The 12,994-nt window shown below is 74.4% G+C and carries 10 protein-coding genes and 1 tRNA gene; 8 read left to right on the top strand and 3 right to left on the bottom strand.

Going from position 1 to position 12,994, the window contains the following annotated elements:
* The first annotated feature begins 77 nt into the window (after positions 1–77).
* Positions 78–929 carry a class I SAM-dependent methyltransferase gene (locus ACLQ14_RS04910; RefSeq protein ID WP_425810482.1) on the top strand — a complete coding sequence of 284 codons (852 nt, stop codon included), beginning with the start codon at positions 78–80 and terminating at the stop codon, positions 927–929.
* A 39-nt stretch (positions 930–968) separates the two neighbouring features.
* On the opposite strand, the gene polA is transcribed toward ACLQ14_RS04910, so the two are convergent.
* Positions 969–3,695: a DNA polymerase I gene (gene polA / locus ACLQ14_RS04905; RefSeq protein WP_425810480.1), complete on the bottom strand. Its 2,727-nt coding sequence runs from the start codon at positions 3,693–3,695 to the stop codon at positions 969–971.
* Between polA and ACLQ14_RS04900 the strand changes: the two genes are divergently transcribed.
* Entirely contained in the window at positions 3,694–4,104 is a 411-nt protein-coding gene (locus tag ACLQ14_RS04900) for a PaaI family thioesterase (protein WP_425810478.1), read from the top strand. The genes polA and ACLQ14_RS04900 overlap by 2 nt on opposite strands.
* A gap of 9 nt (positions 4,105–4,113) precedes the next feature.
* Here ACLQ14_RS04900 and ACLQ14_RS04895 read toward each other — a convergent pair whose 3' ends face one another.
* Both ACLQ14_RS04895 and ACLQ14_RS04890 read right to left on the bottom strand, forming a co-directional pair.
* On the bottom strand, positions 4,114–4,764 hold the full coding sequence (locus ACLQ14_RS04895) for a GNAT family N-acetyltransferase (protein WP_425810476.1): 651 nt from the start codon (positions 4,762–4,764) through the stop codon (positions 4,114–4,116).
* Positions 4,765–4,932: 168 nt separating this feature from the next.
* The gene (locus ACLQ14_RS04890) at positions 4,933–5,544 is read right to left on the bottom strand and encodes an ANTAR domain-containing response regulator (RefSeq protein WP_425811629.1); all 612 of its coding nucleotides are present in this window, start codon (positions 5,542–5,544) and stop codon (positions 4,933–4,935) included.
* Positions 5,545–5,709: 165 nt separating this feature from the next.
* Between ACLQ14_RS04890 and ACLQ14_RS04885 the strand changes: the two genes are divergently transcribed.
* The 6 genes from ACLQ14_RS04885 to ACLQ14_RS04860 all read left to right on the top strand — a co-directional run bounded on the left by ACLQ14_RS04885 (position 5,710) and on the right by ACLQ14_RS04860 (position 12,948).
* Positions 5,710–5,783, top strand: a tRNA-Leu gene (locus ACLQ14_RS04885).
* A 213-nt stretch (positions 5,784–5,996) separates the two neighbouring features.
* The gene (gene pstC / locus ACLQ14_RS04880; RefSeq protein ID WP_425810474.1) at positions 5,997–6,977 is read left to right on the top strand and encodes a phosphate ABC transporter permease subunit PstC; all 981 of its coding nucleotides are present in this window, start codon (positions 5,997–5,999) and stop codon (positions 6,975–6,977) included.
* A 7-nt stretch (positions 6,978–6,984) separates the two neighbouring features.
* Positions 6,985–8,304 (top strand): phosphate ABC transporter permease PstA, encoded by a 1,320-nt coding sequence (gene pstA, locus ACLQ14_RS04875; protein WP_425810472.1) that lies wholly within the window; start codon positions 6,985–6,987, stop codon positions 8,302–8,304.
* Complete coding sequence (gene pstS, locus ACLQ14_RS04870) at positions 8,301–9,938, top strand: phosphate ABC transporter substrate-binding protein PstS (protein WP_425810470.1); 1,638 nt, start codon at positions 8,301–8,303, stop codon at positions 9,936–9,938. The genes pstA and pstS overlap by 4 nt, the downstream gene beginning before the upstream one ends.
* Positions 9,935–10,132 (top strand): hypothetical protein, encoded by a 198-nt coding sequence (locus tag ACLQ14_RS04865; protein WP_425810468.1) that lies wholly within the window; start codon positions 9,935–9,937, stop codon positions 10,130–10,132. Before pstS ends, ACLQ14_RS04865 begins: the two co-directional genes overlap by 4 nt.
* Entirely contained in the window at positions 10,129–12,948 is a 2,820-nt protein-coding gene (locus ACLQ14_RS04860) for a hypothetical protein (protein WP_425810464.1), read from the top strand. The genes ACLQ14_RS04865 and ACLQ14_RS04860 overlap by 4 nt, the downstream gene beginning before the upstream one ends.
* The last annotated feature ends 46 nt before the right edge of the window (positions 12,949–12,994 follow it).

Raw genomic sequence — 12,994 nt, 5'->3', positions numbered from 1 at the left:
GAGTGGAAGTCGAGTACCTCCCGACAGAACACACCGCAGACCATGCTAGTCGTGCGGTCATGGAAAGGTCAAAGCACGTGACCAACCCCGACGACGGCGCCCGCCGACCACCCTCCGACGCGCCCGGCCTGCCCCCGGTGTCCGCGGTCGGCTACCGGGACGTTCCGGACGAGGCGGGCGGCACGGCGGCCCGCGCCTGGTGGGACGCCGAGGCGCCCGAGTACCTCGCGGAGCACGGAGCCTTCCTCGGCGACGCCGACTTCCTCTGGGGTCCCGAGGGCCTGCGCGAGGCGGACGCGCGGCTGCTCGGCGACGTCGTCGGGCGGGACGTCCTCGAGGTCGGCGCCGGCGCCGCCCAGTGCTCGCGCTGGCTCGTCGGAGCCGGCGCCCGCGCCGTCGCCACCGACGTGTCGCACGGCATGCTCGCGCGCGGCGCGGCCCTCGACCGCGCGGCCGGGGTCCGCCTCCCGCTGGTCCAGGCGGACGCGCGGGCGCTGCCGTTCGCCGACGCGAGCTTCGACGCCGTCTTCACCGCGTTCGGGGCGCTCCCGTTCCTCCCCGACGCCGCACGCGTCCACCGCGAGGCCGCCCGCGTGGTCCGCCCCGGCGGACGCTGGGTCTTCTCGGTGACCCACCCGCTGCGCTGGGCCTTCCCCGACGACCCGACCGAGCACGGCCTCACCGTGACGCGGTCCTACTTCGACCGGCGTCCCTACGTGGAGACCGCCGAGGACGGGCGCGTGCTCTACGCCGAGTACCACCGGACGGTGGGCGACCACGTGCGCGACGTCGTCGCCTCGGGACTCGTGGTGGACGACGTCGTCGAGCCGGAGTGGCCGGCCGACAACGCGAACGTGTGGGGCGGGTGGGGACCGGTGCGCGGGGCGTACCTGCCCGGGACCGCCGTGTTCGTCACGCACCGGCCCTGAGCGCGCGCTCACGGCCCGAGCCCGCGGGCGACGGGCCGGTCAGTGCCCGGCGTCGTGCCAGCTGCGCCCGACGCCGACGGACACGTCGAGCGGGACCGAGAGGTCCGCGGCGCCGCCCATCTGGGCGCGGACGAGTGCCTCGACCTCGTCCCGCTCCCCCGCCGCGACCTCCAGGACGAGCTCGTCGTGGACCTGCAGGAGCAGCCGCGACCGCAGCCCGCGCTCGGTGAGCTCGCGCTCGACCCCGAGCATCGCGATCTTGATGAGGTCGGCTGCGCTCCCCTGGATCGGCGCGTTGAGGGCCATGCGCTCGGCCATGTCGCGGCGCTGCCGGTTGTCGCTCGTGAGGTCCGGCAGGTAGCGGCGGCGGCCGAAGATCGTGGCCGTGTAGCCGGTCGCCCGCGCCTCGTCGACGACGCCCGACAGGTAGTCGCGCACCCCGCCGAACCGCGAGAAGTAGTCGTCCATGAGCCCCTGCGCCTCGCCGACCTCGATGCTCAGCTGCTTCGAGAGCCCGTACGACGACAGCCCGTACGCGAGCCCGTAGCTCATCGCCTTGATCTTGGAGCGCATCGCCGGCGTGACGTCGGCGGGCGCGACCTCGAAGACGCGCGACCCCACGTACCGGTGGAGGTCCTCCCCCGAGCGGAACGCGTCAACGAGGCCCTCGTCGCCCGACAGGTGGGCCATGATCCGCATCTCGATCTGGCTGTAGTCGGCCGTCAGGAGCTGCTCGTAGCCCTCGCCCACGACGAAGGCCCGGCGGATCCGACGACCCTCCTCGGTGCGGATCGGGATGTTCTGCAGGTTGGGGTCGGTCGAGCTGAGCCGGCCGGTCGCGGCGATCGTCTGCTGGAACGTCGTGTGGATGCGCCCGTCGGGCGCCACCGACTTGAGCAGGCCCTCGACCGTCTGACGCAGGCGCGTGACGTCACGGTGCGCGAGCAGGTGCTCGAGGAACGGGTGGCCCGTGCGCTCGTACAGGTCGGCGAGGGCCGCGGCGTCGGTCGTGTACCCCGTCTTGATCTTCTTGGTCTTGGGCATCGCGAGCTGGTCGAACAGCACCTCCTGGAGCTGCTTGGGCGAGCCCAGGTTCACCTCGCGGCCGATCGCGTCGTACGCCTCCTGGGCCTCCCGCGCGACCTGCGTCCCGAACTGCTCCTCGAGCTCCGTCAGGTACGGCACGTCGGCGGCGATGCCGCGCTGCTCCATGTGCGCCAGCACGTCGGACAGGGGGATCTCGACGTCGGCCAGCAACGCCGCGGCCCCGCGGTCGGCGACCTCCTCCTCGAGCACCTGGGCGAGCTCGACGACGGCGGCCGCCCGGGTCGCGGAGCGCGACCCCTCGCCCGCCTCGTCGAGCTCCAGGTCGAGGGTGCCCTGCGCCTCGGGCTCCGCGGCGACGAGCGCACGGTGCAGCAGCCGCTCGACGAGCTCGCCGAGGTCGTAGCCGCGCTGGTCGGGGTAGCACAGGTACGCCGCGAGCTCGGTGTCGAACGTGACGCCGCGCAGCTCGTAGCCGCGCGCGGCGAGCTCGTGCCAGGCGTCCTTGGCGCCGTGCAGCACCTTGGGCGCGGACGGGTCCGCCAGCCAGGCGACGAGCGCCTCCTCCGCGCGGGGGGCGAGGTCGGCGAGGTCGAGCGCGAAGGCGGCCCCCGCGTCGTCCGCGACGGCCACGGCCCACGCGTCCGCCGCGGACGGTGACGGCTTGCCCTCGACGACGAGGCCCAGGCGCCGGCCCGCGCGCTCGGCGAGCCACGGGCCGGGCCCGTCCTCGCCCAGCTCGTCGAGCGTGACGGCGACCGCGGCCTGCGCGGCGACGGTCTCCGCGACGTCGGCGGCGGGGTCGACCGCGAGGACGCGCTCGCGCAGGGGGCCGAACTGCAGGGCGTCGGCAACCCGGAAGAGCGCGTCCCGGTCGAAGCCGCGCAGCGCCAGGTCGTCCGGCCCGTACGGCAGCTCCACGTCCCGCAGCAGGGCGTTGAGCTCGCGGTTGAGCCGCACCTGCCCGGCGTGCTCGCGCAGCGCCTCGCCCCGCTTGCCGGTGACGGAGTCCTGCTGGTCGAGCAGCGCGTCGAGCGAGCCGTACTGGCCGATCCACTTCGCGGCCACGCCCGGCCCCACGCCCGGGACCCCGGGCAGGTTGTCGCTCGTCTCGCCGACGAGCGCCGCGAGGTCGGGGTAGCGCTCCGGCGAGACGCCGTACTTCTCGAGCACGGAGTCCGGCGTCATCCGGGCGAGCTCGGAGACCCCGCGCACGGGGTAGAGCACCGTGACGTGCTCCGTCACGAGCTGGAGCGAGTCGCGGTCCCCGGAGCAGATCAGCACGTCCATCCCGGCGGCCTCGGCCTGCCCGGCGAGCGTGGCCAGGATGTCGTCCGCCTCGATGCCCACCCGGTCCAGCGTGGGCACCTGGAGCGCCGCCAGGACCTCCTTGATGAGCGGCACCTGGCCGCGGAACGCCTCCGGCGTCGCTGACCGGGTGCCCTTGTACTCCGGGTAGCGCTCGGTGCGGAACGTCTGGCGGCCCGCGTCGAAGGCGACGGCCGCGTGCGTGGGCTGCTCGTCGCGGAGCAGGTTGGTGAGCATCGACGTGAAGCCGTAGACGGCGTTCGTGACCTCGCCGGTCGTCGTCACCATCGTGTCGGGCAGGGCGAAGAACGCCCGGAACGCCATCGAGTGCCCGTCGATCAGGAGGAGTCGGGGGCGGGACGTGCGGTCGGCGGTTAGCGCAGTCGTGCTCACGGGTGCCAACCTATCGGTCATGACCCACATCCCGGACCTGCAGTGGTGGCGCGAGCACTCGCAGGGGACGCTCATCGACCGGCTCGGCATCGAGCTGCTGGAGGTCGGCCCGCGCCGCGCCGTCGGCACCATGCCCGTCGCGGGCAACACCCAGCCCGCGGGGCTGCTCCACGGGGGCGCGACCGCGGCGCTCGGCGAGACCCTCGGATCGATCGCCGCGTGGGTGCACGGCGGGCTGGACCGGCACGTCGTCGGGCTGGAGCTGGGCGCGACGCACCACCGCTCGGCGCGCGAGGGAGTCGTGACGGGGGTAGCGACCGCGATCCACCTGGGTCGCACGACCGCGAGCTACGAGATCGTGGTGAGCGACGGGGACGACCGGCGGATCAGCACCGTGCGGCTGACCTGCCTGATCCTCGACCCGCGCTGAGCGGTCGGCTCAGCCGACGAGGCGCTGCGTGCTCGCGCCGTCCTCGAGGCGGCCGCGCACGGCGCCGAGGTCGACCGAGCCGGTCGGCGCGCCCCCACGGCTGCGGCGCCGCCGCGCGATGAGCTCCTCGAGGCTGCCGGCCCGGCCGCGGTGCCGCTGGCCGTGGGCCTCGGAGGCCAGGCGGCGCTGCAGCACGTTCGTCGACACGTAGCGGTGCGTGGCGGCGGGGGCGAATCCCACGCGCGCGAGGAAGCGCTGCACGCCCCGCGAGCCCGGGATCGGCACCGCGTACACGTCCGTGGCGCCCTGGTCGGTCGCGAGCTCGGCCGTCGCGGCGAGGAGTGCGTGCCCGACCCCCCGCCGGCGGACCTCGGTGCGCACGTAGAGGCCCTCGAGGTAGAGGACGGTCTTGGGCAGGAAGTCGTTGCTGCCCAGCGTCCGCGCGAGGACAAACCCCGCGACCCGGCCGTCGACCCGGGCGACGAGCGCGTGCCCGCCCGGCACGCTCAGCAGGACCCCGAGCTGCTCAGCGATCTTGCCGGGCTCCGGGGCGCAGAGCTGCACGCCGGCAGACGACTCCTCGCGCGCGAGCGCGCACACGTCGGCCAGCTCCGCCAGGTCGGCCGGGACCGCCGGCCTCACCTCGACCGCGACGCGCACGTGGGACCTCCCTCGTCGGTGGAACAGGCTGCTCCGTCGCCCGGCCCCCTGCTGCGGGACTGACCCGCGGCGCGCGACGCTCGACACCCTAGCCCTTTTAGGACACTCGTCCAAGAGGGGGTCTGCCGGCGCCGGCCCGCTCGCGGGAGGGCGGCGACGCGCTCCGTCTCAGCTGCCGACCTGCTCGATGACCGCGTCGGCGACCTCGCGCATGGTGAGGCGCCGGTCCATCGAGGTCTTCTGGATCCAGCGGAAGGACTCCGGCTCCGTCAGGCCCATCTTCGTCATGAGCAGGCCCTTCGCCCGGTCGACGCGCTTGCGCGTCTCGAACCGCTCGGCGAGGTCGGCGACCTCCGACTCGAGCGCGCTGATCTGCGTGTAGCGGGAGATCGCGATCTCGACCGCGGGCAGCAGGTCGGCCGGCGTGAACGGCTTCACGACGTACGCCATGGCACCCGCGTCCCGGGCCCGCTCGACGAGCTCGCGCTGCGAGAACGCCGTCAGGAGCACGACGGGCGCGCTGCGCGCCTTGCCGATGCGCTCGGCCGCGGAGATGCCGTCGAGCTCGGGCATCTTGACGTCCATCACCACGACGTCGGGCCGCAGCTCGTCGGCGAGGCGGACCGCGGTCTCGCCGTCACCGGCCTCGCCGACCACGTCGAAGCCGCCGTCGCGGAGCGTCTCGACGACGTCCATGCGGATCAGGGCCTCGTCCTCGGCGACGACGGCGCGTCGGACGGGTCCGGAGGGCTTGGCGGGGGTGGGCTCGGGCTCCAGCAGCGGGGGGAGCTCGAGCGGGGTGGCGTCGTTGTCGGGGGCGTCGTTCTGGGTCACCGTCACATCGTAGTGCGCCCGAACCCCTGGCGTCCGGCGACCGAGTGTGACGTGCGACGGCGTCGGACGGATTCCGCGCCCGGACGGGCCGTATGGTTCGATTGCTCCCATGCCCCGGTAGCCCAACCGGCAGAGGCGTTCGGCTCAAACCCGATCCAGTGTGGGTTCGAATCCCACCCGGGGCACTCCTCCCTTCCCGCCCCGCCCGGCGGCCGCACCTCGCCCGCGACGACGCGGGCTCCGCGCGGCCGTCCGTTCACCGATCCTTCAGCCGTCGGCCCCCTGCCGGGACCCCCAGCGTCGTCCGTGACCTGCACGATCCTCCCGTCCGGCGCGCGTCCTGCGCCCGACCCGCTCGGCCGGACGTCCCGGCGAGGCTGCCTGCGCACGGAGGACCTGTGACCCCACCGGACGTCCCGAGACGGCTCGGCACGCGCCGAGCCCCGTCCGACCGCGTCTTCCGCGGAGCCGTACGAGGCGGAGGCGTGCTCGTCCTCGCGATCATGTCGTGCGTCGGCATCTTTCTGCTCGTGCGGGCCTGGCAGGCGCTGCGCGTGGCCGGGCTCGGCTTCCTGACGACGCAGTCCTGGGAGCCCGACTCGGGCAGCTTCGGCATCGCGGCGGTGCTCGTGGGCACGGTGCTGATCGCCCTCGTGGCGGTCTCGGTCGCGCTGCCGCTCTCCCTCGGCACGAGCCTGTACATCAGCGAGTACGCCCCCGTCCGCCTTCGCCGGGGGCTCGTCACGCTCGTCGACCTCATGGCGGCCGTGCCGTCGGTCGTCTTCGGCCTCTGGGGCGTGTTCTACCTGCAGGGCCACCTCACCGACGTGGCTCGGTGGATCTCGACGGTCTTCGCGTGGTTCCCGCCGCTCAGCGTCCAGGGGGCCGACCCCGCCGACCCGCTGTCCCCCGTGACCCTCTACACGTCCTCGACCTTCGTCGCCGGGCTCGTCGTGGCGTTCATGATCACGCCGATCATGACGTCGATCATGCGCGAGGTGTTCATGCAGGCGCCCGTGGGCGAGCGCGAGGGCGCGCTGGCGCTCGGCTCGACCCGGTGGGGCATGGTCCGCTCGGTCGTCCTGCCGTACGGCGTCGGGGGGATCGTCGGCGGGACCATGCTGGGCCTCGGCCGCGCGCTCGGCGAGACCATCGCGATCTACATGATCATCTCGCCCGTCTTCACGGTGCAGTGGCACGTGCTCCAGAACGGCGCGAACTCCGTGTCGTCCCTCATCGCGCTGCGCTACGGGGAGGCGTCGCCGTTCGGGATGTCGGCCCTCATGGCGGCCGGGCTCGCGCTCTTCCTCCTGACCCTCGCGGTCAACTTCGGCGCGTCGAGCATCGTGGCGCGCTCCCGCTCCGGCGCCCACAGCTGAGGACCCGATGACCACCACCCTCCCCCCGGCGTCGTCCGGCGTCGTCGACACGCCCGCACCGCCGCCGACGACCGGCCCCCGCACGACGGTCCCCGGCACCCAGGGCACCCCGCGCCGTCCCGAGCGGCGGCGCCAGCTCGGCGGCACCCGGATCGGGGACGCGCTCGCGCTCCTCGGCTCCGCCGTCGCGGCGCTCGCCCTGACCGCCGTCATCGCGACGCAGCTCGCGCCCGTGCGCGGCGTCCCCGCGTGCGTCGCCGTCGCCACGGCGCTCTTCCTGGTCGTGTACGCCGCGGTCGTCTCGCTCGACGCCGACGCCCCCGCGGTGCGTGACCGGCTCGTCATGGTCGTCGTCCACGGCCTGGCCTTCGTCGTGCTCGCGACGCTCGTGTTCGTCGTCGTGTTCACGCTCGGGCGCGGGCTCGAGGCGCTCCTGCACGCGAACTTCTACACGCAGGACATGTCCCTGGCCGGGCCGCTCGACCCCCTGTCGGTGGGCGGCGTCGCGCACGCGATCGTCGGCAGCCTGATCCAGATCACGATCGCCCTCGCCGTCACCGTCCCCCTGGGCCTCGCGACCGCCGTCTTCCTCACCGAGGTGCCCGGGGCGTTCGCGCGGTTCGTGCGCACGGTCGTCGAGGCGATGACCGCACTGCCGTCGATCGTGGCCGGCCTGTTCGTGTACGCGACGGCGATCCTCGCGCTCGGCATCGACAAGTCCGGGCTCGCCGCGTCGATGGCCATCAGCATCATGATGCTGCCGATCATGATCCGCTCCGCGGACGTCGTCCTGCGGCTCGTCCCGCACACCCTCAAGGAGGCGTCCGTCGGGCTGGGTGCCGGCCAGTGGCGGACCGTGTGGCAGGTCGTCCTGCCGACGGCGCGCTCGGGGCTCATGACGGCGATCATCCTCGCGACCGCGCGGGGGATCGGCGAGACGTCCCCCGTGCTCCTCACCTCCGGGTTCACCGCGTCGCTCAACGTCAACCCGCTGCACGGTCCGATGGTCTCGCTGCCGCTCGCGATCTTCCAGTTCGTCAAGTCGCCGGAGCCCACCATGATCGCCCGCGGCTTCGGCACGGCCGCGGTCCTCATGGTCCTCGTCGTGCTCCTGTTCGTCCTTGCCCGCGTCATCGGTGCCCAGGACGTCGCGGCACGCGCCCGTCGCGCCGAGCGCATCGACCGGTTCATGGACGTCGTCCGGCTCGCGCCGCTCGCGCTGAGCCGGCTCGCGCGCCGCGGCGCCGCACCCGACTCCCCCACCGACACCACCGGCACGGAGGCCGCGACAGCGGCCCCGGCACCCACCCTCGGAGAGCCTTCGTGACCCCACGTCCCCGCCGCCGGCCAGGCCGGCTGCGCTCGCTCCTCGCGCTCGTCGCGCTCGCGGTGCCCCTCGTCGGCCTGTCCGCGGGGCCCGCCCGGGCCGACGGCTACGTGCCCGTCAACGGCGCCGGCTCGTCGTGGAGCTCGAACGCCATCGACCAGTGGCGGCGCAACGTCGAGCAGTACGGCATGCGCATCAACTACGCGAGCACCGGCTCGTCGGACGGCCGCAACCAGTTCAAGGCCGGCACGGTCGACTTCGCGAGCACCGAGATCCCCTACGGGCTCATGGACGGCGGCGTCGTCGACACGCTGCCGACGCGCTCCTTCGCGTACATGCCGATCGTCGCCGGAGGCACCGCCTTCATGTACAACCTGCAGGTCGGCGGGCACCGGGTCACGAACCTGCGGCTGTCAGGCGAGGTGCTGACCAAGATCTTCACGGGTGTCGTCACGCGCTGGAACGACAAGGCCATCGCGGCCGACAACCCGGGCCTCGCCCTCCCGGCACGCCAGATCGTCCCGGTGGTCCGGTCCGACGGCTCCGGCTCGACCGCCCAGTTCAGCACCTGGATGGCGGCGCAGCACGCCGACCTGTGGGACGCCTACTGCCGGGCGGCGGGCCGCTCGACCCCGTGCGGCGTGACGTCGAACTTCCCCACGGTCGCGGGCAAGGGCTTCGTCTCCCAGCCGAACTCGCAGGGCGTCGCCGGCTACGTCGCGCAGACCGCCAACCAGGGCACCATCACGTACGTCGAGTACTCGTACGCGCTCAAGACGGGCTACCCGGTCGCCAAGATCCTCAACACGGCGGGCTACTACGTGGAGCCGACCGCGTCGAACGTCGCCGTGGGGCTCCTGTCCGCGCGGATCAACGAGGACACGGGCTCGTCGTCGTACCTCACGCAGGACCTGTCCCGCGTGTACACGAGCAAGGACCCGCGCACGTACCCGCTGTCGTCGTACAGCTACGTGGTCGTGCCGACCGCCGACCAGAGCGGCTTCACCGACGCCAAGGGCAAGACGCTGGGCGCGTTCGCGTACTACTTCCTGTGCGAGGGGCAGCAGCAGGCAGAGGTGCTCGGGTACTCGCCGCTGCCGATCAACCTGGTCCGGGCGGGACTCGCGCAGGTGCGCAAGATCCCCGGCGTCGACGTGAAGTCGGTCGACATCAGGTCCTGCCACAACCCCACGTTCTCGACCGACGGCACGAACACCCTCGCCAAGAAGGCACCGATGCCCTCGGCGTGCGACAAGCTCGGCACCACCCAGTGCAGCACCGGCACGGGCGGCGCCAAGGGCACGACGACGCCCACGACGGGCAAGGGGGGCGGCTCGACGTCGGGCACGACGAGCGGCGGGACCGGGAAGGGCACGACCGGCGCCGCCTCCGCCGGCGGGGGCGGTGGTGCTGCCGCCGGGGCCGTCGGCGGGGCCGGCGTCGGCGGGGCAGGCACGGGGCCCCGCGGCTCGAACCGCACGGGTGCCGCGACCGGAGGGGCGCCACGACCGGCACCGGTGCCGCGGGCACGGGCACCGGTGGTGTCGGGGCCGCGGGCGCCTCCGGCGCGGTCGTCGGCGCCGCGGGCGGCACGACGAGCCTCGTCCCCGCCGACTACGGAGGCGGGCCCGTGAGCTGCGAGGCCGACACCGGCGTCTGCACGAACGTCGTCGCCGAGCCTGTCAGCACGCACCGGCCGGCTGCGTCGGGCGGCCGCGCACTCGCGACGGGCCTCGGGATCGCCCTGCTGCTCGGCGCGCTCCTCCTGCCGCCCGTCGTGGCGCGGGCCCGGCGAGGCGCCGCGGCCCGGCGGGGGGCGAAGGCATGAGGTCCTCGACGCTGCGCCGGGTCGGGACGGCGCTGGCCGCCGGCGGCCTCGCCCTGACGACGCTCTCCGGGGTGCTCGCCGTCGCCGCGGCCGCCGCGACGCCGACCGACGGCGCCACCGCCACCGCGACCCAGCCGGCGGCCCGGACGACGGGCACCCCCGTCGCGGGCGCGACACCCTCTGCGGACCCGTCCGCCCCGGACGGCTCCGAGCCGACGAGCACCCCGGAACCGACGGTGACGCCCACCGCCACGCCCGCACCCACCGAGACGCCGACCCCGACGCCGACGGCGACCGGCCCGGCGGCGAGCCTGCCGGACGACTTCCCGGCGACGTCGTCGACGACGACCGTCGCGTGGTCGTCCGTCGCCGGGCACGACGCGTCGGACGCGTCCTACGACGCGCTGCGCGGCCTCACCGTCACCGTGAACCAGACGAAGGACGTCACCAACCAGGGCCTCACGATCGCGTGGAGCGGCGCGCCCGCGACGTCGCGGGGCCGGTTCGCGTCGAACTACCTGCAGGTCATGCAGTGCTGGGGTGGTTCGGGCGGGCCGTCGCCGGAGCAGTGCCAGTGGGGCGCGCCGGCGTCGGGGCTGTCGGGCCTGCTCGGCGACCGCGTCGCCGGGCGCACGCTGCGGTCGGGCGAGGACCCGGCGCAGCAGTACACGAGCGACTACCTCGTCCCGCCGCCGCTCACGAACCCGAACCTCAAGGCCTACGCCGTCCCGTTCGAGCCGGTGGACGGGACGAGGGCCTGGGACGTGTCGCCGTACTTCACCTCCGCGACGACGAACGAGCTCACCGCGCTCCGCACGGGCGACGACGGGACCGGCACGACGGTCTTCACGACGCAGACCTCGCTCGAGGCCCCGCAGCTCGGCTGCGGCGACCGGCAGAAGGACGGCACGGGCCGGTCCTGCTGGCTCGTCGTCGTGCCGCGGACCGCCACGGACGCGGACGGCACGCCCGTCGCCGAGACGGCCGACGGGTCGCTGTCCGGCTCGCCGCTGTCGGCGTCCGCGTGGCGGGACAGGGTCCAGTTCCACCTCGGCTTCCAGCCCGTCGGGTCGTCGTGCTCCATCGGCGCCGACGAGGAGCGGCTCGTGGGGCACGAGCTCGTCGCCGACGCGATCACGTCCTGGCAGCCGGCTCTGTGCACCACCGGCACGACCTACGGCTTCTCGCAGATCGGCGACGACGAGGGCCGTAACCAGATCACGAGCGCGATCGACGGCTCCTCGCGGCTCGCGGTCGTGCAGAACCCGCTGACCTCGGCCGAGGCCGCCGGCACGGTCGTCCGGTACGCGCCGCTCGCCCAGTCGGCGCTCGTCGTCGCGTACAACATCGACACCTACGACTCGCTCGGGAGCGCGGGCGCATCGCGCAACGGCACCCCGGTCACCGGTCTGACCCTGAACGCCCGGCTGCTGGCGAAGCTCCTCACGCAGTCGTACCGCGCCGACGTCCCCGGCGGGGGCGGCAAGGCCGTCGCGAAGAACCCGAGGTCGATCGTCAACGACCCCGAGTTCGTCGCCCTCAACCCCCAGTTCGCCGACTTCGTGCCGTCGTCGGGGCCGGACGGGCTGATGGTGAGCCTGGGCTCGTCCGACGCCTCGGCTCAGCTCTGGGCGTGGATCAAGGCCGACCCGCACGCGGCGGCGTTCCTGCGGGGAAGCCCCGACGACTGGGGCATGGTCGTGAACCCGAGCTACCTGTCCCTCGACATCGCGGACGACGCGTCGATCGACTCCTACCCCAAGGCCGACCTCACCACGTACCGCCAGGACGACTCGGTGCCCGCGCCGGGCTACGGGACGCTCGACATGCGCCCGTACACCAACGACATGCGCGAGGCGGCGATGCGCGCCCAGCGGGCCGACGCGGGGGGCAAGACGGTCTGGGACCCCACCCGGCTGCCGCCGGCGTTCATGTCGTCGGGCGCGCAGCTGCCGGGCCAGCGGTTCGAGCTCGCCCTCACGGACCTCAGCTCGGCCGAGCGGTACGGGCTGCGCACGGCGCAGCTCGTCAACGCGGCCGGCGACCCGGTCGCGGCGACGGCCACGACGGTGCGGGCGGCGATCGCCGCGATGCCCGAGTCGGGCGACGCCCCGGGCGTCAAGGTCGCCGACCCGGACCACCGCGTCCTCGGCGCGTACCCGCTCGCGACGGTCAGCTACGCGGCCGTCGCGGTCTGCCTCGCCACGCCCGACGAGCGGCGCGACTACGCGACGTTCCTCCGGCTCGCGACGACGACGGGCCAGGTCACCGGCGACGCCCAGGGCCGGCTGCCCCGGGGCTACGTACCCCTGGACGCGGCCGACGCGAAGCGGACCCAGGACCTGGCGTCGACGCTGGGCTCCGCGACGAGCACCGCCGCGCTGTGCCGCGGCGGCGCGGGCTCGGACCACGGCTCGGGCGGGACCGGCACGGGGTCGGGCGACGGCTCCGGCGGGACCGGCACGAGCACCCCCGGCGGGTCGGACGACGGGGGCGGCGCGGGCGGCGGCGAGTCGTCGCCCGGCACCGGCACGGGCGCCGGCATCGGGACCACGGGCGGGGCGCCCACCGCGGCCGGCGGGTCGGCGCCCGACCCCGACGGCGCGACCGGGGCACGCGCGGGCGGCCCCCGCGCCGCGGCCGCCGGGGCCGGGACGACCACCCCGCGGGTCACGCCGGCGTCCGTTACCGCGTTCCGTCTCGGCCTCGCGGGCTGCCTCGGGATCGGCGTCCCCTCGGCCCTCGCGGGCCCCCTCCTCGTGCGCCGGGCGAGCGTCCTCGACGCCCGAGCGCTGCTCGAGGAGGAGCTCCTGTGACGCCCCGACCGGACGCGCGCTGGACGGACACCGAACGTTCGCCGTA

The organism is Luteimicrobium sp. DT211 (assembly GCF_049844995.1).
Lineage (GTDB): Bacteria > Actinomycetota > Actinomycetes > Actinomycetales > Cellulomonadaceae > Luteimicrobium.
Note: the sequence above shows the minus strand (reverse complement) of the source record. Positions and strands in the feature narration are given on the sequence as shown.